Raw genomic sequence first — 21,641 nt, 5'->3', positions numbered from 1 at the left:
AAGACGAATGCGCGCTTCAAGCCTGAAGCATCGCATTCCGCCCAGAATTGCGAATCAACAGGCGACCACGTTGACGGCGAGACCGCCCTGACTGGTTTCCTTGTAACGCTCGCTCATATCGTGACCGGTCTGGCGCATTGTCTCGATACAAGCGTCGAGAGGTACAAAATGCTTGCCGTCGCCCTTTACAGCAAGTGACGCTGCGGTCACCGCCTTCACCGCACCAAGCGCATTACGTTCAATGCACGGCACCTGCACAAGCCCGGCAACCGGGTCGCAGGTCATGCCAAGATGGTGCTCGAGCGCAATTTCAGCAGCATTTTCAATTTGCTCAGGCGATCCGCCAAGCACAGCGGCAAGACCCGCTGCCGCCATTGCCGATGCTGATCCTACTTCGCCCTGACAACCAACTTCCGCGCCAGAAATCGATGCGTTGTGCTTGATGACACCGCCGATCGCGGCAGACGTCAGGAGAAAATCGCGAATGCCTTTCTCATCGGCATCATCATGAAAATGCAAGTAATAGCGCAGAACCGCCGGTACAACGCCTGCAGCACCATTTGTCGGTGCGGTGACTACCCGGCCGCCGGACGCGTTTTCTTCATTGACCGCCATCGCGTAAACCGAAAGCCAGTCATTTGCCAGAAGCGGGTTGCTGCGATTGTTGCGCCAGTCATCCTGAAGCTTATCATGAAGCTGTCGCGCACGACGACGGACATTCAGGCCGCCCGGCATGACACCGTCCCGGCTCAGTCCACGCTCGATACAGCCACGCATGGCCCCCCAAATACGATCGAGACCATTATCCAGATCACCGCGTGCCATATGCTTTTCTTCATTAGCCCGCTTCATTTCGGCGATCGACAGCCCGCTGTCATGGGCCATCTCAAGCATCTCAGCGGCACTACGGAATGGAAACGGCACATCAGCCCTGTCGTCCTGCTTTGCACCGCTGCGCTGAACGCGGCTCAGCTCTTCTTCCGTCACGACAAAACCGCCACCGATGGAAAAGTATGCCCGACGCAAGAGAAGATTGTCATCGGCATCGAATGCTGAGAAAGCCATGCCGTTGGCGTGCCCCGGCAAAGGAGTCTTCCGATCCAGTACGAGATCGACCTTCGGATCGAAATGATAGGCCGGATGCCCATCGGGTTTCACCTTCTTCTCGGCGAACACCTTCTCAACTTCAACGTCCATAATGTCGGGATCAATCGTATCCGGCAGATGACCGCAGAGCCCCAGAATGACGGCACGATCCGTCGCATGCCCGACGCCGGTATAAGCAAGAGAGCCGTGCAGGCTCGCTTTCAACCGGTGGATTTTCGAATGCGCAGGCCGTGGCCAGTTTCCGCCTATAATTTCATTGAGAAACATGCGCGCAGCCGTCATCGGGCCCATCGTATGCGAACTGGAAGGCCCAATGCCAATCTTGTAAAGATCGAAAACCGACAGAAACATTCCACACCTTCTGCAGCCGTCATAAGGCTGATTGATTCCTGATCGCAGCGTCGCCCGCGATTTGCCTGATCGTCCATTCTAGACAAAAATCGGCAAAAAGTCGCTAACGCAGAAACCGCGTATCTCTATCAGATAGTGTAGGAAAGGATCAACGCAAACGGAATGCTGAAATGCGGCATCAAATTTCCGGAATACGTAACGCCGCCTGACTTCTAGAGCATTTCCTGTTTTGTTTGATTCATTGGAAATGCTCTATCCGTTTGTTTTCACGCATGTCTTTATCCCGAAACCGGTTCCCACTTTCGGGAGACATGCTCTAGACGGAGAACAGATAGGCCATGAGGATGACAGCAGCGAGACCAACGACTGCCCAGAGCGTAACGCCCCAGCAGGATTTTTGAACGGTTTCGTCCATGGAGATTTTGGCAACCTTGTTGTGCAACTCTTTTACACAGCGTCCTTCACAACGCTGTTACCGATCATATAGCTTCGTGAACAACGGAACGCAACGGCGAAAAGCGACTGAATTGTGGCGATAAATTTTCTGGATTGAACATCCACCTCATGAAAGCTTTCTTTATCAATCAGTTACCAATAGATAACCTTAACAAAAGCTTTAAAGTGACGGCAGAAATGCGGCATCAGGGTTGAGGTAGAAGCATATCTGTCTTGCCCGCCAACCAGTAAGCGGCAAGTCCTACCCACTCACGCATGGCCACGCTGAACCGCGAAAGCGCTTCATTCGGGGATTCAAGATAAAGGGCAAAACGCTCGCGGGCGCGCGTCTTGTAGTCTACCGGCCAGGCGACAACATCGAAATCCGCCTTGCGAAAGCAGCCAACGGATCGCGGCATATGATATGCGGAAGTCACCAGAAGCCACGTTTCGCCGGGCTTGGGCTGGGCCAGTTCTTTCGAGAAAATTGCATTCTCAACCGTGTTCCGAGACTTGTTTTCATAGATGTAACGTTCGCCGGAAAAGCCAAGATCTATCAGCATCTGCCGCGTGCTATCTGCCTCTTTGGCGGCTTCTTCGAAAAAGGCTCCATCCCCTCCGGAAACAATAACCCTGGCGTCTGGATATAATCTCGCCAGCCGCATCGCTTCGAAAATGCGGTCGGCCGCGCTATTCAACTCGAAACCTTTGCGCCCGGCATTAATGTCGCCATTCATATAGCCGCCAAGAACAACGATCCCATCCACATGTTGTGGCATTGCATCCGGCTTCGCGAAACGATCCTCCAGCGGGGCAAGCAGAACAGAACCCAGTGTGGTGAAAGCCGCAAAAAACAGAATGGCGATAGACAACCCCAGCACACTCATACTGAGCCGTCGAGAACCTCGCCACATGGCCAGAAAAGCAATCAGGACAAGAACGAGAATTATCGTAACAGGTTGGAAAAACAGCCAGAAAATCTTCGACAGACTAAAAAACAATCAAGCTCTCCAATATCCAGCCCTCTGTCCGTGCCCATGCCAGCACGAATCCGTGTGCGACCGCATACTATAGTGTTGCAAAAGCCTGTGTTAGAGATTTGCCGGGAATCGAAAAACGCCGGATAGCGCTATCCAGCCGGAAGGAACCATGTCTAACATCACGCCCCAGGATATTGCACCTTCGTCCCGGATTCGTCTCGGTCGCATCGATATTGCGCGTGGGATCGCGCTGATCGCCATGGCGATCTACCACTTTGGCTGGGATCTTGAGTTTTTCGGCTATATGGCACCTGCCACAACTGCCCATGGGGGCTGGAAGCTTTTCGCCCGCTGTATTGCTTCAAGCTTCCTGTTTCTGGTCGGCTTCAGCCTCGTTCTGGCGCATGGCAACGGGATTCGCTGGAAATCAATGGCGAAACGTCTGGCACAGATCGTTGTCGCTGCGGCCGCGATTTCAGCAGTCACATGGTATATGTCGCCGGACAGTTTCATCTTCTTCGGCATCCTTCACCAGATCGCTCTGGCAAGTGTGCTCGGTCTTATTTTCCTGCGGCTGCCCGCCATTGCAACATTGATCATTGCAGCGTTGGTCATCAGCGCCCCGCTTTACGCAAGCGCCGATATTTTCAACAATCCCGCGCTCAGCTGGGTCGGCCTTTCGACCGTAGCGCCGCGTTCGAACGATTATGTGCCGCTGTTTCCTTGGTTCGGAGCTGTCCTTATTGGCATGGCGGCGGCGCGCATGTTTCAGCGTTTTGGTTGGCTTCAGCTCTTGGCTGGCGGGATCAAACCCCAGTTTCTTGAAAAGCCGCTGACATTTATCGGCAGGCATAGTCTGGCTTTTTATCTCATTCATCAACCAGTTCTGATCGCGCTAGTTTATGTCTTCTCGCAACTGATGCCTCCGGCGCAGCCAACACCGCGAGAAGCGTTTACGCGATCGTGTGTGGCTGCATGCCTGCAAAACGGAAGCGAACAGCTATGCCAGCAGTTCTGCGGCTGCGTCGTGACGGAACTGGATAAAGCGAAACTGTTCGATGATGTCTTCAGCGGCAAGATCGATCAGGAGAACAACAGCACGGTCCAGGATATTGCACAAATGTGCTCACCGGTGCCCGATACCCAGTAAAACAGATCAGGTATTGACGCCCAGTTCGGCAAGACGCTCGATGCAGGATTCCTCGATCTGGTCGAGTTCGCCGAGTGTCTCCTCAATGTCGCGTCGCTTCTGACGAAGATCGGCGCGTTTTTCCTCAACGCGCTTCATGAGCAGCTTCAGCTGCCCCGTCTCGCCGGGCGGCTCACGATACATCTGGATGATTTCGTGGATTTCGGCGATCGAAAAACCAAGCCGCTTGCCACGCAGAATCTGCTTCAGAAGATGACGGTCAGCGGGACGGAACAGTCGTGTGCGGCCACGTCTCACAGGAGCGATCAGGCCTTCATCTTCGTAGAAGCGCAAAGTACGGGTTGAAATACCGAACTCGCGCGTCAACTCTGTGATCGTATAATATTCGCGCACCACAACATTCCTGCCTTATATCAAGCGGACCAGCCTCTAAACCGGATTAAGCTCAGAAGCTAAGTTGTGCTCCCCCATTTACGTAAAAGTCAACATTAAACCGATACGAACTAAAATACATCTAGCTACAATTTGGCCGAAAACCGGAATAATCAATTTCACTTACTGCCAGAAATGGTGAAGGCTTTTCCAAAGGGTATTGAGCTGAAACCCCTGAATTTCCGCTATTTCACCGTGGATTGCGACTTGCCATCATATTGCCGCTCATGCGTTATGAACTCGTGGAAACCAGTTACAAATGGCGATTCATGCGGCGCTCTATAAAATTTACCTTGATCGGACTTGTCGTCATCGCTGTGATAGGCGCGGCCCCATTTGCCGTCGAACCAATTGTCGTGAAGATCGGAGAAGGTTCGATTCGTCAGCTCGCCAGAGACGGTAATTTCTGTCAGACAGAGCAATGCGACGAAGGCCTGAATTACGCGCTTGGTTTTCTCGAAACCAATTATGCCCTGTCGCCTCACGACGTTAAATGGTGTATGGGCGTCGATGTCATTTCCCATTATGAGTTGCCATTCGGTAACGCATTGAAAAAGTCAATAACCGACCGAATGTACCAACGTTGTGGCGATCCGAAGCAAGATGAACCACCCGGCGATCATACGGATGAATAAAGGCGCTCTTCATGAAGCGATTTTTGCGCATTGGCGCCTGGATGATACTTCTGGCCATCCTTGCAGTTACGATCAGCCCGATTAAATTCCGCCCAGTGACAGGTGAGCCCGTCGATCTAGAGCGGTTTGCGGCTTTCTTTCTGGTCGGAGCCTTGTTCGCCCTCGCCTACCCTCGCCACTGGATGGGTGTTCTTCTGCTGACAGTCGGCTGCGCCGCACTTTTCGAACTGATGCAACGTTTGGCACCTGGGCGTCACGGCGAGTTCATAGACTTTGTTTTCAAGGCGGCCGGAGCCATATTTGGCATTGCTGTTGGCTATGGCCTCAGCCTTATGCGCCCTTTCCGGCAAGAAGGCTGATCAAGCAGCGGGAATAGCCTTCAGTCTGTCGCCTGCCGTTTCACGCATGAATTCCAGATGGATCGAACGTAGCAATGCGGCCAGATCGTCATTGGCAGCAGCAAATCGGCCGCCCCCGACAGCCTCGCACATGAGTGCTGATATTTCCGCAGCGCCCATACGCTTCCGCCCGGCTGCAACCGCCCGCCAGGCCTCGATGGCAACAATCAAGGGCGCATGCGTGGCATCGCTCAATCCGGAAGAGCGAAGAAGCGCAGCAAGGGCAGCAGGACGTCCGCCCGAAATAATCGCACAAATCCGCCTATCATCGAGATCGGAAAGCGCGCCCAGCAAGCTGGCGAAGAAATCTATACGGCCTCCGGCAACGGCACGGATAACAAAACTGGTCGTGATTTCACCGCGCAGACGCAGATGTTCGACCAGCGCCGGGAGTTCTTCTTGTGAACAGTTTTCCGCCAGTTGCATTGAGGCACGAGCGGTCGCATCGCCTACAACCTTATCAGCGCGGCGTTGACCCAGAAGCAATTTCACCAGTGGAAGAGATTGGAGAACCTCTCCGACTTTCACTGCGAGTAGATGACGGCATTCAGCCGGAAGATGCGGATGGGCCAGCAAGGCTTCCCGTACGACAGCATCATGTCCGCAGCGCTCGCTGATGCGCCGAAACGAAACGGGCGCAATACGGGCGCAGCTGTTGAAGAGCATTTCAGCAACAGCTTCATTATTCCCGACTTCGGCGATTGCCGCCGCGACTGCGAATGAAACATGCGGGCGCGCGGCAATCAAAACCTGCATCGATGGAGCGCTATAGGCGACACGATCAATCAGATCAGCGTCGCTAAGAAGCTTTGAGCGTGCAAGGATATATCCCGCCACCTCCGGTTGATCGGCTGCAAGCGCCGTTACGATATGCAAAGGCGAATGCACGCTGGTCGAAAGCACATCTGCAATAGCCATGCGAACTTTCGGGGAAGGATCATCAAGCAAAAGCGTCAATGCGGCTTCTGCATGTGCACGAGCATGATCAGACTGAAGCTGGTCAATACATTGCCGGGCCAACTGAGCAGCACGGACAACGCGCGCAGCTACCGGCTCGCAGCCACCGACAAACGTATCTTTTTCGATATACATTCTGGCCCCGCTCCAGATCGTTCTTGTATTCGAAAATGATAAATTAAAATGGTTTACGAGCGGTTTACCATGTTTGTTAACCGCATTGTCGCAGCATGGAACCGAACGCGTTTTCACTCGTTTTATCGTCATCAATTCAACGGAGACTTCAAATGGCCGACGAAAAGATCACGAACGAAATCCAGCAGGCTCTCGAAAAGCAGATTGCCGATATGCGCACTGAACTGAAGCGCCTTTCAAAGTCGCTGGCGTCACATTCTGGCGAGCTGAGAGAACGCGCGGAGGACGTCATGGATGATGCGTCCGGTCGTTTCCGTCATGCCGCGCAGGCCGTGCGTGAACGCGGTCAGGTCGTTGCCGAAACGGTTCGCGAAAACCCAGGCACAGCCACAACCCTTTTCGGAACTGCCGGAATTATCGGCATTCTCATCGGTGTTGCCATCGGGTGCGCCATTTCTGATCGCCGCTGAACAGCAAGAACAGCCTGATACTTGTGCCCGCGCTCAATGCGCGGGCTTTTGTTTGCGCTCTTTACGAGACGGTTGTGGTCTGCTAGCTCCCGGTCATTGGCAGTTTGCCACCGGTCGCAGCCTACCCGGTCAAAACAAGGATGAGCGCAATCAAGCGCTGCAAGACTGCGACGTGGCTTGAAACAAAGGCACGCAAATGTCTGAAAAGACAATATATTCCGATCTCAAGCAGCTCGGCTCCAACGCTTCGATCCCACAAAATCCGGAAGATGCCATCCTTGAAAGGGTCGCAAATCCGCAAGCGGGAACGCCTTACTGTGTGCGCTTCACCGCACCTGAATTCACCTCGCTATGCCCAATGACGGGACAGCCGGATTTTGCACATCTGGTCATCGACTATGTTCCCGGCCAGTGGCTGGTGGAAAGCAAATCTCTGAAACTGTTCCTGTTTTCCTTCCGCAATCATGGTGCATTTCACGAGGATTGCACGGTAACCATCGGCAAGCGCCTCGTCGAGCTGCTGGAGCCGGAATGGCTCAGGATCGGCGGCTACTGGTATCCACGTGGCGGTATTCCCATAGACGTTTTCTTTCAGACCGGAGCGGCGCCGCAGAACGTCTGGATACCGGAACAAGGCGTGCCTAACTATCGTGGTAGAGGCTAGAGCATTTCCAGCAAAAGTGCGAAGCAGTTTTGCGTAGGATAATGCGAGAAAACAAAGAGAGCGAGCGGTTCCAGTGAACCCGTTTTAACTGGAACCGCTCTAGTTGATCGGAGTCGCTGTTGCGACTGAAGATCACGATCCCTATTATAGAAGCAGACCACATGGCCCCTGAAAGGACCCCCATGAAAAACTTCGCTATTCTGATTTCTCTGGCCGTTCTTGCCGGATGCGGGGGAGCTGGTAAGGCGGCCATGGATACAGGCAAGAGTTTTGATCGATTCGCCTGCATGTCGCGCAATTTCAAGGGCGAACCGCCCTGCCCGCAGCCGGAAGCTACAAACCAGAAGGCACAGTAAAACCAGAAAGGAGGCCTGTCATGGCTATCGAACCCAAGGACGTTCTCGATTTCTGGTTCTCGCCGAAGATACAAGAAAACTGGTTTAGCAAAAGTGATGAGATCGACGCGGAAATTCGTGAGAAATTTCTGACGGCTTACGAAGATGCGCGCGCCGACAAGCTGGAACACTGGAAACAGCAGCCAGAAAGCGCGCTTGCGCTCACCATTCTGTTCGACCAGTTTCCGCGCAATATGTTCCGTGGTTCACCGCGTTCTTTTGAAAGTGACGGGCTGGCCCGAGATGTGGCGGCGCAGGCGCTCGATCACGATTTCGACCGCAAACTATCGCCCGAACAACGCCAGTTCTTCTATCTGCCATTCATGCATAGTGAGCATCTGAGCGACCAGAAGCGCTGCGTCGATCTTTATGAAAGGCTCGGCGACGAGTTCTCACTCGGTTTCGCCCGCCAGCATCACGATATCATCGAACGCTTTGGACGCTTTCCCCATCGCAACAAGGTGCTTGGTCGCGATACCACCCACGAGGAAACCGAGTTCCTCAAGGAACATACAGGCTTCTGAAGTTCAGAGCGCATCCCGAAAAGTGTGAAACGGTTTTCGGGATGCGCGTTAAACAAATATCTAGAGCAGCCGATAAGGCAATATTCCGCGGCGGTCGTGATCGACCGCCAATCTGCTTTTAAGCGGCGGAACGGCGCGCTGCACACATTCAGCGCGTTCACAGATACGGCAGGAAACGCCAATCGGATCGAAGGCAGAGCGCACTGCGATGTCGAGCCCATCCGCATAGACAAAATCCTGCGCGTAGGCCACCTCACAGCCAAGGGCGATAGCATAGCGCCGCTGGGGTGCATTGAATCCCCCCTCGCTCTTGGTCAGCTCGGTCGCAATGCAAAGATAGCGCGCACCATCCGGCGTTTCGGCAAGCTGCCGAATGATCCGTCCCGGCGTCTCGAATGCCTGATGCACATTCCATAGCGGGCACGCAGCACCATAGCGCGCAAATTGCAGCTTGGCAGCGCTGTGTCGCTTCGTGATGTTTCCGGCCCTGTCTATGCGAGCAAAAAACACCGGTACGCCCCGATGGCCGGAACGCTGCAAGGTGCTAAGCCGATGCGCAACCTGTTCCAGACTTGCCCCGAAACGCGATGCCAACAGCTCCAGATCATGACGCAGCTCCTTGGCTGCTGAAAGGAATGTCTGATAGGGCAGCATCAACGCCCCAGCGAAATAATTACGCAAGCCAATCTTGCAAATTTCGATCGCTTCGGAAGACCGAAAATCTGCGCGTCTGGCAATCACGCTCACCAGTTCTTCCATTTCCAGTTCGGCAATCTGGAACGCAATCTGGAAATTGCGGGTCGAAGCGGGTGAATAAGGATTGAGATAAAGCACCCGTGCAGCAGGGTCGAACTGGCGCAGGACTGCCTCCTCCGGCCCGGCCCGCGCAATGTGCACGCGGTGGTGCTCCGCCATATATTGCGGCAAGGCTACACCGATGTCCCGACCCGGAATGTTTAGCTCCGCTGCCAGCTTTTCTGCCGCAATATCAATCTCATGTACGTAATTGTCGATAAAATGGAAAAAGTCGCGAACTTCCTCATAAGGCGCAGGCTCCGCAGTAGACGGAGCGCGACCCAGCTGATTATCCAGACTTGCGAGCTGTTCGCTGTTGCGGCGATAGGCCTGATGGCAGGCAATCAGCGCATGAGCCAGCCCCGGCGCATTTTGAGTAATGAGCTTCAGTTCCTGCAGGTTCGGCTTGTAATTGTCGAAAACGGGGTCAGCCAGTGCCTCGGAAACAGCTGAAAGCAATCGATCATCATCACCCAGTGAAATGGCGCCTATATCGATCTGGTAGTTTTCAGCCAGCGCGAGCAAAACGGCTGCGGAAACAGGCCGCTGATTATTCTCGATCTGATTGAGATAACTCGTTGAAATACCGAGGCGTTCAGCAAAGCCCGACTGGGTTGCCTTATGTTGCTCGCGTATTTCGCGTATCTTTCTGCCGATATAAAGTTTTCTCGGTGCCATTTTCGCAAATTCGCATTTCGCTATTTGCAAATTTATATCTTACACAATCGCACCTTTTCAAGCTTTTCCAGAACGTCTTCGGATTTTAAGCAGGAAGGAGAAAAAGACTATCTTTTCAGTTTCATAACTCGCCTTCCAAAGGCCGCCCAAAAGTGGGGACTTTATGCAGGAACTTCTTGAGCAACTCGAAGCCCGCCGTACGGAAGCCCGCCTTGGCGGTGGTCAGCGCCGTATCGATGCCCAGCATGGCAAAGGTAAGCTTACTGCCCGCGAAAGGATCGAAGTGCTTCTCGACGAAGGATCGTTCGAGGAGTTCGATATGTATGTCACCCATCGCTGCACCGACTTCGGCATGGAAAAGCAGAAGGTCGCTGGCGACGGCGTCGTGACGGGCTGGGGTACGATCAACGGCCGGCAGGTCTACGTGTTCAGCCAGGATTTTACCGTTCTGGGCGGCTCATTGTCCGAAACCCATGCGCAGAAAATCTGCAAGATCATGGATATGGCCATGAAGAACGGCGCGCCGGTAATCGGCCTCAACGATTCCGGTGGTGCGCGCATTCAGGAAGGCGTCGCGTCACTCGCGGGCTATGCCGACGTGTTCAAGCGCAATGTGGATGCGTCTGGTGTGGTGCCGCAAATCTCGGTCATTATGGGCCCTTGCGCAGGCGGTGCAGTCTATTCGCCAGCCATGACCGACTTCATCTTCATGGTGCGTGACAGTTCCTATATGTTTGTGACGGGCCCTGACGTGGTGAAAACCGTCACCAACGAAATCGTTACCGCAGAAGAACTCGGCGGCGCTTCGACCCACACCCGAAAATCATCAGTCGCCGATGGCGCTTATGAGAACGATATTGAAGCGCTGGAACAGGTCCGCATTCTGTTCGACTTCCTGCCGCTCAACAATCGCGAAAAGCCGCCTGTTCGCCCTGTGTTCGATGATCCGTCGCGACTGGAAATGCGCCTCGACACATTGATCCCAGACAGCGCCACCAAGCCCTACGACATGAAGGAGCTTATCCACGCACTGGCCGACGAAAGCGATTTCTTTGAAATTCAGGAGGCTTTCGCAAAGAACATCATTACCGGCTTCATCCGTATGGATGGTCAAACTATCGGTGTCGTTGCAAACCAGCCCATGGTGCTTGCCGGTTGCCTCGATATCGATTCATCGCGCAAGGCTGCCCGGTTCGTTCGCTTTTGCGACGCCTTCAATATCCCTATCCTGACCCTTGTGGATGTTCCGGGCTTCCTGCCCGGCACGGCGCAAGAATATGGCGGCGTCATCAAGCACGGCGCAAAACTGCTCTTCGCTTATAGCCAGGCAACTGTTCCCATGGTCACGCTCATCACCCGCAAGGCCTATGGTGGCGCATATGATGTGATGGCCTCAAAACATATCGGTGCTGATATCAATTATGCCTGGCCGACGGCGGAAATCGCCGTGATGGGCGCCAAGGGTGCAACAGAAATTCTCTATCGTTCCGAGCTGGGTGATGTCGAAAAAATCGCCGGGCGCACGAAGGAATATGAGGAGCGTTTCGCCAATCCGTTCGTGGCCGCTGAACGTGGGTTCATCGACGAAGTCATCATGCCGCATTCCTCGCGTCGCCGCATTGCCCGCGCTTTTGCCAGCCTGCGCAATAAGCAGCAAAGCACGCCGTGGAAGAAGCACGACACCATCCCGCTGTGATCCCCCGGTTCATTTGAGTAAACGCACATGATCAAGAAAATTCTCATTGCCAATCGCGGCGAAATCGCATGCCGGGTCATCAAGACGGCGAAGAAAATGGGCATCGCAACGGTTGCTGTTTATTCCGACGCCGACCGCAATGCCCTGCATGTCAAAATGGCGGACGAAGCGGTCCACATCGGACCAGCGCCGTCCAATCAGTCCTATATCGTCATCGACAGGATTCTGGCTGCGATCAAGGAAACCGGCGCAGATGCCGTGCATCCCGGCTATGGCTTTCTATCAGAAAACCCACGTTTCGCTGAAGCACTGAAGGCTGCCAATGTCACCTTCATAGGGCCGCCCGTAAACGCAATTGAGGCCATGGGCGACAAGATCACCTCGAAGAAGCTTGCCTCCGAAGCCGGAGTTTCCACCGTACCTGGTCATATGGGTTTGATCGAAGACGCCGACGAGGCGGTTCGCATTTCCACATCCGTCGGCTACCCGGTCATGATCAAGGCTTCAGCCGGTGGCGGCGGTAAGGGCATGCGTATCGCGTGGAACGACGACGAAGCCCGCGAAGGTTTCCAGCTTTCGCGCAATGAGGCCAAGTCTTCTTTCGGCGACGACCGCATCTTCATCGAAAAATTCGTTACCCAGCCGCGCCATATTGAAATTCAGGTTCTGGGTGACCAGCACGGCAATGTTGTCTATCTGGGCGAACGCGAATGCTCGATCCAGCGCCGCAACCAGAAGGTTATCGAAGAAGCACCCTCGCCATTCCTTGATGAAGCCACCCGCAAAGCCATGGGCGAGCAGGCAGTGGCTCTCGCAAAGGCCGTTGGCTATTACTCTGCAGGCACGGTGGAGTTCATCGTTGATGGCAGCCGCAACTTCTACTTCCTTGAAATGAATACGCGTTTGCAGGTTGAGCATCCGGTGACGGAGCTCATTACCGGCATCGACCTCGTGGAAGAAATGATCCGCGTTGCATCGGGTGAGAAGCTCCGTTCCGACCAGAGCGACGTGAAGCTCAACGGCTGGGCTATGGAAAGCCGCCTCTATGCGGAAGACCCGTATCGCAACTTCCTGCCCTCTATCGGCAGGTTGACCCGCTATCGCCCACCAGCCGAAGGCCGCAATTCGGATGGTACGATCGTGCGCAATGACACTGGCGTGTTCGAAGGCGGCGAAATTTCGATGTATTATGATCCGATGATCGCAAAGCTCTGCACCTGGGGGCCGGATCGCACCAGCGCCATCGATGCGATGGGAGATGCTCTGGACGCATTCGAGGTTGAAGGCATCGGTCACAACCTGCCCTTCCTGTCGGCAGTAATGGATCATCCGCGTTTCCGCGAAGGTGCACTCACAACCGCATTCATTGCCGAGGAATATCCGGACGGCTTTGCCGGCGTCCCGGTTTCGGAAGATGATGCGCGGGTGCTTGCTGCGGTTGCTGCCCAGATCAATCTGGCGATCGAGCAGCGCAACATGCAGATTACCGGACGGATTTCCAGCGAAAAGCAATCGGTCGCGACTGACTGGGTGGCGACACTTGGCGGGTTCATCCTGCCGGTTCGCATTGTGGAAGGCGAAGGCGGAACGACGATCAATTTTGTGGATGGTGGTAGCCTGCCTGTTGCCACCGACTGGCATCCCGGTAGCCATCTGGGTTCATTCACCGTTGGCGGCAAGCCCATTGCAATCAAAGTTTCGCGCTCGGGCACTGGTTGGCGCCTGCGCTGGCGCGGCATGGATATGGTCGCTCACGTCCGCAAGCCACGTGTCGCAGAACTCGCAAAACTCATGCCGATAAAGCTGCCTCCGGATACGTCGAAAATGCTGCTCTGCCCGATGCCGGGCGTCATCACATCGATCCTCGTCAAGGATGGTGAAACTGTCGAAGCCGGTCAGCCACTGGCCACCGTAGAAGCCATGAAGATGGAAAACGTGCTGCGTGCGGAACGCCGTGCTACCGTAAAGCGCATCACAGCGGAGGCTGGCTCCAGCCTTGCCGTAGACGAACTGATTATGGAATTTGAGTGAGGTCGATATGAGCGAGCGCCCCACAACCCGAGCAGACTGGGAAGCATTGGCCGAGAAGGAACTGAAGCGGCCTGCTGACAGCCTGATCTGGCACACGCCAGAAGGCATTGACGTCAAGCCGCTCTATACGGAAGACGATTTGCAGGGCATCGACCATCTGGGCACCCTGCCCGGCTTCGAGCCTTTCTTGCGCGGTCCTCGTGCGACCATGTATGCGGGTCGTCCGTGGACGATCCGGCAGTATGCGGGATTTTCGACGGCGGAAGAATCCAACGCCTTCTATCGCAAGGCACTAGCTGCCGGTCAGCAGGGCGTTTCGGTTGCCTTCGATCTTGCCACGCATCGCGGCTATGACAGCGACCATCCACGTGTTGAAGGCGATGTGGGCAAGGCTGGTGTTGCCATCGATTCCGTCGAGGACATGAAGATCCTTTTCGACGGCATCCCGCTTGAGAAAATTTCCGTTTCCATGACGATGAACGGCGCGGTGATCCCGATCCTTGCCAATTTTATCGTGGCGGGCGAGGAACAGGGCGTGCCCCGCGCCCAGCTTTCCGGCACGATCCAGAACGACATTCTCAAGGAGTTCATGGTCCGCAACACCTATATCTATCCGCCGGAACCATCCATGCGGATCATTGCGGATATCATCGCCTATACGGCAGCCGAAATGCCGAAGTTCAACTCGATTTCCATTTCCGGCTACCATATGCAGGAAGCGGGCGCGACACTGGTTCAGGAACTCGCCTTCACGCTTGCCGATGGGCGTGAATATGTGCGTGCTGCCCTGAACAAGGGCCTGAATGTCGATGAATTTGCGGGACGACTGTCATTCTTCTTCGCCATCGGCATGAATTTCTTCATGGAAATCGCCAAGCTGCGCGCCGCGCGCCTGCTCTGGTCGCGCATCATGAAGGAATTCGATCCGAAGAAGCCCGGCTCGCTGATGCTGCGTACGCATTGCCAGACTTCAGGCGTCTCTTTGCAGGAGCAGGACCCTTACAACAATATCGTCCGTACCGCATTTGAAGCCATGTCAGCTGCTCTTGGCGGTACGCAATCGCTGCACACCAATTCCTTCGATGAAGCCATTGCTTTGCCAACGGAATTTTCGGCTCGTATCGCTCGCAATACGCAGCTCATCCTCCAGAACGAAACCGGCGTAACCAAAGTGGTCGATCCGCTGGCAGGTTCTTATTACATCGAAAACCTCACCAACGAGCTGGCCGAGAAGGCCTGGGCGCTGATCGAGGAAGTCGAAGGTCTGGGCGGCATGACCAAGGCGGTCGAAAGCGGCCTTCCGAAGCGCCTCATCGAAGAAGCAGCGACCAAACGGCAGGCGGCGGTCGATAAGGGCGAAGAGATCATTGTCGGGGTCAACAAGTTCCGGCTGGAACAGGAAGACGAAATCGACATTCTGGAAATCGACAATTCGGCTGTTCGCCAGTCGCAAATTGCACGTCTCAATCGCATCAAGGAAACGCGCAACAAGGCAAAAGTCGAAGCAGCTCTGGCAGAACTGGAAAAGGTTGCAAAGACCGGCGAAGGCAATCTTCTCGCCGCCGCTGTTGAAGCCTCCCGTGCTCGCGCCAGCGTCGGAGAAATTTCCGACGCCATGCGCCGCGCATTCGGCGATCATGCTGCAGTTCCGAAGGTCGTCAAGAAGGTTTACGGCGCGGCCTATAAGGACGAGCCCGAATATCAGACGCTGGTTGAGCGGCTTGGCGATTTTTCAAAGCAGATCGGCGAAACGCCGAAAGTGATGGTGGCAAAGCTCGGCCAAGACGGCCATGATCGCGGTGCCAAGATCATTGCGTCAGCCTTCGGCGATATCGGTTTCGACATATTGGCCGGGCCACTGTTCCAGACGCCGGATGAAGCTGCCGATATGGCGATCAAGTCCAAGGTGCATGTTCTTGGAGTTTCGTCGCTAGCAGCCGGTCACAAGACACTTCTGCCTCAGCTTGTGGACACGCTCCGCAAGAAGGGCGCCGAAAATATCATTGTCGTCTGTGGTGGCGTCGTTCCCCGTCAGGATTATCAGTATCTGTTCGACCACGGTGTGGCGGCGGTTTTCGGCCCCGGCTCGAATGTGCTTGATTGTGCCCGCGCCGTGCTCGACCTGATGGAAGGCAAACGTCGTAATCTGTAGTATTCTCAGATGGATATGCCCTTTACAGGACTCATTTTCTGAACAACTTCAGAAGCCGGGTGAATAGCCCGGCTTCTTGCTTGGAGCATTTCCAGCAAAAGTGCAAAGCGTCTACGCGGGGAAATCAGTTCACTGGACTGATTTCTGATCCCGCTTCGATGCGTCAGATAATGCGACAAAAAAATACTCAGAGCGGTTCCAGCGACTCCGTTTTAACCGAAACCGCTCTAGAACCATCATTCAGTTTTTCGGTCCGGCAAAACCGGCAATCGTCGAGCCCGTAACGGATACTGGATCGCTGGCCGGGAACGTATCTTCCAAGCCCTCTTCAAGCTGGCGCTCCAGCTCTGCCCGGTCACCCGCGCGGCGCGCGCTGGGGCGTGTCAACAGGTTTTCAGGCTGAATGCCGCATTCCATACATGCAACGCCCAGCGCTTCGCCGAGCTTGATCGCGGCACGACGTATCACTTCATCGCGCGCCAGTTCCGCTTCCGTCTCGTTCTCAACCTTGACAGTGATCTTCTCTTCGCCCTCGGTGACAAACTCCACCATATAGAGCTTGAAGCCCCCAACCGAACTGATGCGGGTTTCGACAATTTCCATCGCTTGACCTCCGCGTTTTCTATGAGGATCAAACGTCGACCAGCGCCTGAAAGTTCCGCATATCTATGCAATTACGGAACCCCGCCCCTCCATCAAGCGTTTCTCGCCTGTCGTCTGGAGGTTGCGATGTCACAGTTCTTCACAAAGCTCAGCGAAAAAGCCGCCGAACTTGCAGGCCATTATCTGGCATTCGGGCTGGCAACCTTGTTCATCCTGTTATGGGGCATTAGCGGGCCTTTCTTTGACTTCTCGGATACTTGGCAACTGGTGGTGAATACATCGACCACAGTCATCACATTCCTGATGGTGTTCCTTATCCAGAACGCACAGGATCGCGAAGCAAGCGCGACACAAGCAAAACTCGATGAAATTTTGACCATCGTCTCAACAGCCAGGAGTGAGACCATAGGTGCGGAACACCTTCCTCTCGACAAGCTGAAGGCAATCTTGAAGCACCTTGAAGAGCAAAGCAGAAAAACCTCGACCGAAGAACCAGAATAAGCAACCCGATCTTTCCGGTGGAATGTTCACGCCTATATCCCCTCCGGAGAATTCTTATCATTAGCAGAAAGGATGTCCCATGGCCGTCACCAAGAAGCAGGAAGCTCGTGCTCTCAATGCCGACGAAAAAGAGCTGGTGGAAAAGTCGCACCATCCATTTTTGCAGAACGTTCCCGACGAGGAGCTTTCCCATCTGGCGAAACTGATCCGCGAACGCCGCAAGAAGGCGAAAGATCAGGCCCACCAGCGCAGACGTGAAATGCGCGGAAAGGGAGCTGCCCGCGGCTCTACTCCGTCCAAGGCAGATGAAGGTTCTCATCTGAAAGTTTCGGTACTGGCCATGGCCGTCCGTCGTATCAACACCGAAGTTGAACGTCGCCGCCGCATGTCGGCCAGCGCCGAATTAATCACAAATGCCCGAAAAGCGCTTGCGACCAAGGAAGCAAACGAAAAGAAGGGCAAGGATTTCAACACGCGTCACGCACTTAGCGGCATGCGCAACATCCCGAACGAAAAATATGACAGCCTTGTCCGTCCGGCAGAGCGGGGGCGGCTCCGTAAGGCCGCAAGTGTCGCTCAGGCAAAGAAGGACACTCGCCAGAAGGAAGCGGGTTAGAGCATTTCCAACGCCGTCTTGCGGGACGGCGGTGCGAAAGCCCGGTCCAGACGTTTCAATTGATCTTCGGAAAGCCGCAACTCTGCGGCTTTTCTGTTGTCTCGCACATGATGCAGGTTGGAGGATTTTGGAATTGCTATGACATTGCCGTCTCGTATCGTCCAGGCAAGCGCAACTGAGGCTGGCGTTCCGCCTGTCTCACCAGCAATTTCCGCCAGTACGGAACTGCCCAGCAATCGACCCTGCTCAATAGGCGAATAAGCCATCAACGGAATTTTCCGCTCGGTACACCACGGCATCAGGTCGAATTCCGGGCCGCGTCGCGTCAGATTGTAAAGTATCTGGTTCGTTGCAACGGCCTTGCCGCCCGTTATACCGACCAGCTCTTTCATATCATCCGTATCGAAATTGCTGACACCCCAGCCGCCGATTTTTCCGGCATGCTGCAGTTCTTCAAATGCAGCAATAGTCTCTTCAAGCGGATATCGCCCACGCCAGTGCAGCAGATACAGATCTATACGATCAGTGCGAAGGCGCTCCAGGCTTCTCTCGCAGGCCTCGATTGTTCCCTTCCGTGACGCATTGAACGGCAATACCTTGCTGACGATAAACACGTCGTCACGACGGCCCGTGATGGCTTCGCCGACAACATCTTCCGCCTCACCGTCAGCGTACATTTCCGCGGTATCGATCAGCGTCATCCCGAGATCGATACCGCTTCTCAGTGCTTCGATTTCATAGAGGCGTTGTGTGCTGTCCTCACCCATATACCAGGTGCCCTGCCCGAGCGCTGGAACCGTCTGGCCCGAAGGCAGGGTGATCTGTGGTATGGTTCCGGTCATTGCATCCTCCCCTATGAAACGATCAATACCATGATTGCTACATAGCCGGAAAATTCAAGACCTTGAGAACAACGGCTCAAGCAAAATGCAGACCGAAACCCTGCATGAGCCTGCGGATGGCATAGTCCGGATTGCGGGATGTCACGACCGCCAGATCGTTGTGATGATGCAGCTCTTCATCGGCGCGGCGTGGTTTCAGCAGCGAGACGGTACGCCGGGCGATCGCTTCCGCAGGATCGAGCCAGTCAACCGGCCATGGCGCCAAACGGCGAAACACATTGGCAAGGAACGGATAGTGCGTGCAGGCCAGCACGACAATGTCGGTCCGGTTACCATCCTGCTCAATGAAGCAGGGAGCGATCTGTTCCACGACCAGCGCCTCGTCGATCCTTTCGCCGCGAATATGGGCTTCCGCTACTGTCGCAAGCTGATCGGCACCAACGAGACGAACATGGCACTGGGTGGCGAAAGATTGAATGAGATCGCGCGTATAAGCACGCCTGACGGTACCGGGGGTCGCCAGCACGGAAACAAGCCCCGACGATGTTCTTTCTGCAGCGGGCTTGATTGCCGGCACCGTGCCGACAAACGGCACCGAAGGATAGGCTTGCCGTAAGTCATCCAGCACCAGCGTGGAGGCCGTATTGCAGGCAATGACCGCGATTTCGGGATCATAGGCGGCGATGAGCTTGCCGAACAGTTCGACAATCCGCTCCCTCAACGCATCCTCTTCCCATCCGCCATAGGGAAACCCGGCATCGTCGGCAACGTAGACGAAGCGACGATCCGGCATAAGCACCCGCGCTTCGCGCAAAACCGTCAGCCCTCCGATACCGCTGTCAAAAACCAGAATGGGTCTTTCGGCGTCGGCGGAAGGCATGGCGGAAAAGCTCACTGCGGGTGCGTTTTTCATTCGTCCTTGCCCTTCATTGCCCGAGCTTCGCTCGCAGGCTTGCGCGCACGTCCTTCCGGGGCACCCGAGCCACGCGGCTTCTTCGGTGTGAACACGTCAAGAGACGTGATAACACCGCGCAGCAATTTGAGTTCTGCGGATGCGAAGCCGGCGCGCGTCAGCACAGCACGCAGATTGTTGACCATGATTTCCTTGCGGGCTTCCGGACGGAAATATCCCCGGACATCAAGGGCTTCTTCGAGATGATTGAAAAGGCCCTGCAATTCGTTCTTCGGTGCCAATTCAAGCTCCGGTCCACGGAATACGGTTTCCGTTTCCGTCTCAAGACCCGACTTCATCCATTCATAGGACATCAGCAAAACGGCCTGGGCGATATTCAGCGATGCGAAAGCCGGATTGACCGGAAAAGTCACCAGCTCATCCGCAAGGCCAACTTCCTCATTACTGAGGCCAAACCGCTCACGGCCAAACAGGATGCCGGTCTTCTCACCAGTCCGGAAACGACGGCGCAGCTCGCCCCCCGCTTCCACGGCGCTGCGAACCTGCTTGAAGCCATCGCGTTCGCGTGCCGTTGTCGCATAGACGAAATTGAGATCGGCGATAGCCGAAGGCAAATCGTCATAGACGACCGCATTGTCGATCACATGATCGGCCTTGCTGGCTGCCGCCCTCGCCTTTTCGCTCGGAAATTCCTCACGCGGATTGACCAGACGCAGTTCAGCCAGACCAAAATTCGCCATGGCGCGCGCCACCATGCCGATATTTTCCGGCAATTGCGGCTCCACCAGCACGATTGCCGGTCCTTCCGCTATAAAGGGGCGCTGTTTATCTGTTCCTGCCATGATCTCTTCCGCATTAACTATCGTATCGTGGCGCTTCCCTTACATAATTGACGCAGAATCGCAAAGATTCCCCTTACGTGTTTTACGGAAAAGCCTGTGTAGTAGCCCGATAACACCTATTTGCTGCCCATTCATGCCAGACTGTCCCACCAGATACAGGATCAAAGGGAGGAAACCATGTCCGGTAAGAAGATACTCATGCTTTGCGGCGACTTTGGTGAGGACTATGAAACCATGGTCCCGTTCCAGACGCTTTTGACTGTTGGTCATACGGTTCATGCGGTCTGCCCCGGCAAGAAGGCTGGCGATCATATCGCGACAGCCATTCACGACTTCGAAGGCCACCAGACCTATACAGAAAAGCCCGGCCATAACTTCACGCTGAACGCGACCTTCGCCGAGATAAAGCCGGAAAGCTATGACGCTCTGGTCATTCCCGGTGGCCGGGCACCGGAATATCTGCGTCTCGATGATAAGGTTATCGCCGTGGTGAAGCATTTCTTTGAAGCGAACAAGCCAGTCGCTGCAGTCTGCCACGGCGCGCAATTGCTGGCTGCAGCCCGTGTTCTGGAAGGTCGCACCTGTTCCGCCTACCCGGCCTGTCGTCCGGAAGTTGAACTCGCCGGTGGCAAATATGCCGATATTCCGGTCGATCAGGCGGTTACAGATGGAAATCTCGTCACGTCGCCCGCATGGCCTGCTCATCCAGCATGGCTATCACAGTTCCTTACTGTGCTCGGCACCAGGATCACCCATAGCTGATCGCAACGCCCTGCCTGTTTCCCAACAAGGTTGCAGGCAGGGCGAAACTGCGCGACAGTAAGTTTGGGAGAATGATCCGGAGGAAATCATGTGCAGGCTGTTCATCGGTGCCGATCCTGAGCTCTGGCTGAGCGTAACACGTTCGCTGCGCATCGACGGTGTCGTGACAAGCGTCCGGCTTGAGAATTTCTTCTGGTGGGCTCTCGAAGATATTGCAGCACGCGATGATCTCACGGTCAGCCGTCTTATCGGCAAACTTTACGATGAATCCCGGAATGAAGGGCACGACCTCGACAATTTCGCGTCGTTCCTGCGGGTCTGCTGTGGACGCTATCTTTCGTTGCAGCTGAACGGCCTTGTTCCCACAGACAAGTCGACCGCCATCTCTACACTGGATGCAGATACCATTCTGGTCAGGGAACAGGAAAACTATCGCCAGCGGCAATCTTCCTGGGAGAAATCTCGTGATGACAATCGCGCTGCACACCGCGCCGCATAATCGGTGCAGTCAAAAGCCATTTCACGCTTTTCGCAAGTCTCTCCCGAAATTTTGACCGCCTAAACGCTCTATAGGCCA

At 54.9% G+C, this 21,641-nt stretch carries 23 protein-coding genes; 14 read left to right on the top strand and 9 right to left on the bottom strand.

All coding sequences use genetic code 11. The annotated features are described in order from the left end of the window. Window positions 1-54: 54 nt before the first annotated feature. Together OANT_RS10465 and OANT_RS10460 are read right to left on the bottom strand one after the other, a co-directional pair. Window positions 55-1,458, bottom strand: coding sequence for an L-serine ammonia-lyase (locus tag OANT_RS10465; RefSeq protein WP_012091942.1), 1,404 nt, complete (start codon window positions 1,456-1,458; stop codon window positions 55-57). Window positions 1,459-2,099: 641 nt separating this feature from the next. Beyond that, the gene (locus OANT_RS10460) at window positions 2,100-2,894 is read right to left on the bottom strand and encodes a YdcF family protein (protein ID WP_040129253.1); all 795 of its coding nucleotides are present in this window, start codon (window positions 2,892-2,894) and stop codon (window positions 2,100-2,102) included. A gap of 148 nt (window positions 2,895-3,042) precedes the next feature. Between OANT_RS10460 and OANT_RS10455 the strand changes: the two genes are divergently transcribed. Then, complete coding sequence (locus tag OANT_RS10455; RefSeq protein ID WP_012091940.1) at window positions 3,043-4,023, top strand: heparan-alpha-glucosaminide N-acetyltransferase; 981 nt, start codon at window positions 3,043-3,045, stop codon at window positions 4,021-4,023. 6 nt (window positions 4,024-4,029) lie between these two features. Here OANT_RS10455 and OANT_RS10450 read toward each other — a convergent pair whose 3' ends face one another. Beyond that, on the bottom strand, window positions 4,030-4,416 hold the full coding sequence (locus OANT_RS10450; RefSeq protein ID WP_010659960.1) for a MerR family transcriptional regulator: 387 nt from the start codon (window positions 4,414-4,416) through the stop codon (window positions 4,030-4,032). Between the two features lie 308 nt (window positions 4,417-4,724). On the opposite strand from OANT_RS10450, the gene OANT_RS26875 reads away from it, so the two are divergent. Both OANT_RS26875 and OANT_RS10440 read left to right on the top strand, forming a co-directional pair. Further along, a complete protein-coding gene (locus OANT_RS26875) occupies window positions 4,725-5,090 on the top strand; it encodes a hypothetical protein (RefSeq protein WP_040130116.1) in 366 nt (121 codons plus the stop codon). Between the two features lie 11 nt (window positions 5,091-5,101). Continuing rightward, window positions 5,102-5,449 (top strand): VanZ family protein, encoded by a 348-nt coding sequence (locus OANT_RS10440; RefSeq protein ID WP_010659958.1) that lies wholly within the window; start codon window positions 5,102-5,104, stop codon window positions 5,447-5,449. Here OANT_RS10440 and OANT_RS10435 read toward each other — a convergent pair whose 3' ends face one another. Further along, on the bottom strand, window positions 5,450-6,580 hold the full coding sequence (locus tag OANT_RS10435; protein ID WP_012091936.1) for a DUF2336 domain-containing protein: 1,131 nt from the start codon (window positions 6,578-6,580) through the stop codon (window positions 5,450-5,452). A 152-nt stretch (window positions 6,581-6,732) separates the two neighbouring features. On the opposite strand from OANT_RS10435, the gene OANT_RS10430 reads away from it, so the two are divergent. From OANT_RS10430 to OANT_RS10420, 4 genes are all read left to right on the top strand, one after another. Further along, the gene (locus tag OANT_RS10430) at window positions 6,733-7,050 is read left to right on the top strand and encodes an ElaB/YgaM/YqjD family protein (protein WP_012091935.1); all 318 of its coding nucleotides are present in this window, start codon (window positions 6,733-6,735) and stop codon (window positions 7,048-7,050) included. Window positions 7,051-7,246: 196 nt separating this feature from the next. Next, window positions 7,247-7,714 (top strand): preQ(1) synthase, encoded by a 468-nt coding sequence (gene queF / locus OANT_RS10425; RefSeq protein WP_012091934.1) that lies wholly within the window; start codon window positions 7,247-7,249, stop codon window positions 7,712-7,714. 182 nt (window positions 7,715-7,896) lie between these two features. Continuing rightward, window positions 7,897-8,070, top strand: a complete 174-nt coding sequence (locus OANT_RS26870; protein WP_010659953.1) for a hypothetical protein — start codon at window positions 7,897-7,899, stop codon at window positions 8,068-8,070. Between the two features lie 20 nt (window positions 8,071-8,090). Continuing rightward, window positions 8,091-8,633 (top strand): DUF924 family protein, encoded by a 543-nt coding sequence (locus OANT_RS10420; protein ID WP_012091933.1) that lies wholly within the window; start codon window positions 8,091-8,093, stop codon window positions 8,631-8,633. Window positions 8,634-8,693: 60 nt separating this feature from the next. On the opposite strand, the gene OANT_RS10415 is transcribed toward OANT_RS10420, so the two are convergent. Further along, entirely contained in the window at window positions 8,694-10,106 is a 1,413-nt protein-coding gene (locus tag OANT_RS10415; protein ID WP_012091932.1) for a helix-turn-helix domain-containing protein, read from the bottom strand. 163 nt (window positions 10,107-10,269) lie between these two features. Between OANT_RS10415 and OANT_RS10410 the strand changes: the two genes are divergently transcribed. The 3 genes from OANT_RS10410 to scpA are packed head-to-tail and all read left to right on the top strand — an operon-like array spanning window position 10,270 to window position 15,985. Then, complete coding sequence (locus tag OANT_RS10410; RefSeq protein WP_012091931.1) at window positions 10,270-11,802, top strand: acyl-CoA carboxylase subunit beta; 1,533 nt, start codon at window positions 10,270-10,272, stop codon at window positions 11,800-11,802. A 27-nt stretch (window positions 11,803-11,829) separates the two neighbouring features. After that, window positions 11,830-13,833, top strand: a complete 2,004-nt coding sequence (locus OANT_RS10405; protein WP_012091930.1) for an acetyl-CoA carboxylase biotin carboxylase subunit — start codon at window positions 11,830-11,832, stop codon at window positions 13,831-13,833. 7 nt (window positions 13,834-13,840) lie between these two features. Next, on the top strand, window positions 13,841-15,985 hold the full coding sequence (scpA, locus tag OANT_RS10400) for a methylmalonyl-CoA mutase (RefSeq protein ID WP_012091929.1): 2,145 nt from the start codon (window positions 13,841-13,843) through the stop codon (window positions 15,983-15,985). Window positions 15,986-16,225: 240 nt separating this feature from the next. On the opposite strand, the gene OANT_RS10395 is transcribed toward scpA, so the two are convergent. Further along, entirely contained in the window at window positions 16,226-16,588 is a 363-nt protein-coding gene (locus OANT_RS10395) for a hypothetical protein (protein WP_012091928.1), read from the bottom strand. A 126-nt stretch (window positions 16,589-16,714) separates the two neighbouring features. On the opposite strand from OANT_RS10395, the gene OANT_RS10390 reads away from it, so the two are divergent. Beyond that, complete coding sequence (locus tag OANT_RS10390) at window positions 16,715-17,089, top strand: low affinity iron permease family protein (RefSeq protein ID WP_012091927.1); 375 nt, start codon at window positions 16,715-16,717, stop codon at window positions 17,087-17,089. A 79-nt stretch (window positions 17,090-17,168) separates the two neighbouring features. Further along, on the top strand, window positions 17,169-17,705 hold the full coding sequence (locus OANT_RS10385) for a hypothetical protein (RefSeq protein WP_012091926.1): 537 nt from the start codon (window positions 17,169-17,171) through the stop codon (window positions 17,703-17,705). On the opposite strand, the gene OANT_RS10380 is transcribed toward OANT_RS10385, so the two are convergent. The 3 genes from OANT_RS10380 to OANT_RS10370 all read right to left on the bottom strand — a co-directional run bounded on the left by OANT_RS10380 (window position 17,702) and on the right by OANT_RS10370 (window position 20,302). Next, a complete protein-coding gene (locus OANT_RS10380; protein ID WP_012091925.1) occupies window positions 17,702-18,547 on the bottom strand; it encodes an aldo/keto reductase in 846 nt (281 codons plus the stop codon). The two genes, OANT_RS10385 and OANT_RS10380, sit on opposite strands and share 4 nt — an antisense overlap. 76 nt (window positions 18,548-18,623) lie before the next feature. Then, the gene (murI, locus tag OANT_RS10375) at window positions 18,624-19,460 is read right to left on the bottom strand and encodes a glutamate racemase (RefSeq protein ID WP_012091924.1); all 837 of its coding nucleotides are present in this window, start codon (window positions 19,458-19,460) and stop codon (window positions 18,624-18,626) included. After that, window positions 19,457-20,302 carry an RNA methyltransferase gene (locus OANT_RS10370; protein WP_012091923.1) on the bottom strand — a complete coding sequence of 282 codons (846 nt, stop codon included), beginning with the start codon at window positions 20,300-20,302 and terminating at the stop codon, window positions 19,457-19,459. The genes murI and OANT_RS10370 overlap by 4 nt, the downstream gene beginning before the upstream one ends. A gap of 177 nt (window positions 20,303-20,479) precedes the next feature. On the opposite strand from OANT_RS10370, the gene OANT_RS10365 reads away from it, so the two are divergent. Continuing rightward, complete coding sequence (locus tag OANT_RS10365) at window positions 20,480-21,064, top strand: DJ-1/PfpI family protein (protein ID WP_012091922.1); 585 nt, start codon at window positions 20,480-20,482, stop codon at window positions 21,062-21,064. 88 nt (window positions 21,065-21,152) lie between these two features. Further along, the gene (locus OANT_RS10360) at window positions 21,153-21,563 is read left to right on the top strand and encodes a ribbon-helix-helix domain-containing protein (protein WP_012091921.1); all 411 of its coding nucleotides are present in this window, start codon (window positions 21,153-21,155) and stop codon (window positions 21,561-21,563) included. The last annotated feature ends 78 nt before the right edge of the window (window positions 21,564-21,641 follow it).

Source organism: Brucella anthropi ATCC 49188, from assembly GCF_000017405.1.
Lineage (GTDB): Bacteria > Pseudomonadota > Alphaproteobacteria > Rhizobiales > Rhizobiaceae > Brucella > Brucella anthropi.
This window is presented reverse-complemented; position numbering and strand designations above follow the sequence as displayed.

Coding starts and splice junctions, on each gene's coding strand:
- OANT_RS10465 (WP_012091942.1), bottom strand. CDS start 1,458: ATGTTTCTGTCGGTTTTCGATCTTTACAAGATTGGCATTGGGCCTTCC.
- OANT_RS10455 (WP_012091940.1), top strand. CDS start 3,043: ATGTCTAACATCACGCCCCAGGATATTGCACCTTCGTCCCGGATTCGT.
- OANT_RS26875 (WP_040130116.1), top strand. CDS start 4,725: ATGCGGCGCTCTATAAAATTTACCTTGATCGGACTTGTCGTCATCGCT.
- OANT_RS10440 (WP_010659958.1), top strand. CDS start 5,102: ATGAAGCGATTTTTGCGCATTGGCGCCTGGATGATACTTCTGGCCATC.
- OANT_RS10435 (WP_012091936.1), bottom strand. CDS start 6,580: ATGTATATCGAAAAAGATACGTTTGTCGGTGGCTGCGAGCCGGTAGCT.
- OANT_RS10430 (WP_012091935.1), top strand. CDS start 6,733: ATGGCCGACGAAAAGATCACGAACGAAATCCAGCAGGCTCTCGAAAAG.
- queF (WP_012091934.1), top strand. CDS start 7,247: ATGTCTGAAAAGACAATATATTCCGATCTCAAGCAGCTCGGCTCCAAC.
- OANT_RS26870 (WP_010659953.1), top strand. CDS start 7,897: ATGAAAAACTTCGCTATTCTGATTTCTCTGGCCGTTCTTGCCGGATGC.
- OANT_RS10420 (WP_012091933.1), top strand. CDS start 8,091: ATGGCTATCGAACCCAAGGACGTTCTCGATTTCTGGTTCTCGCCGAAG.
- OANT_RS10415 (WP_012091932.1), bottom strand. CDS start 10,106: ATGGCACCGAGAAAACTTTATATCGGCAGAAAGATACGCGAAATACGC.
- OANT_RS10410 (WP_012091931.1), top strand. CDS start 10,270: ATGCAGGAACTTCTTGAGCAACTCGAAGCCCGCCGTACGGAAGCCCGC.
- OANT_RS10405 (WP_012091930.1), top strand. CDS start 11,830: ATGATCAAGAAAATTCTCATTGCCAATCGCGGCGAAATCGCATGCCGG.
- scpA (WP_012091929.1), top strand. CDS start 13,841: ATGAGCGAGCGCCCCACAACCCGAGCAGACTGGGAAGCATTGGCCGAG.
- OANT_RS10395 (WP_012091928.1), bottom strand. CDS start 16,588: ATGGAAATTGTCGAAACCCGCATCAGTTCGGTTGGGGGCTTCAAGCTC.
- OANT_RS10390 (WP_012091927.1), top strand. CDS start 16,715: ATGTCACAGTTCTTCACAAAGCTCAGCGAAAAAGCCGCCGAACTTGCA.
- OANT_RS10385 (WP_012091926.1), top strand. CDS start 17,169: ATGGCCGTCACCAAGAAGCAGGAAGCTCGTGCTCTCAATGCCGACGAA.
- OANT_RS10380 (WP_012091925.1), bottom strand. CDS start 18,547: ATGACCGGAACCATACCACAGATCACCCTGCCTTCGGGCCAGACGGTT.
- murI (WP_012091924.1), bottom strand. CDS start 19,460: ATGAAAAACGCACCCGCAGTGAGCTTTTCCGCCATGCCTTCCGCCGAC.
- OANT_RS10370 (WP_012091923.1), bottom strand. CDS start 20,302: ATGGCAGGAACAGATAAACAGCGCCCCTTTATAGCGGAAGGACCGGCA.
- OANT_RS10365 (WP_012091922.1), top strand. CDS start 20,480: ATGTCCGGTAAGAAGATACTCATGCTTTGCGGCGACTTTGGTGAGGAC.
- OANT_RS10360 (WP_012091921.1), top strand. CDS start 21,153: ATGTGCAGGCTGTTCATCGGTGCCGATCCTGAGCTCTGGCTGAGCGTA.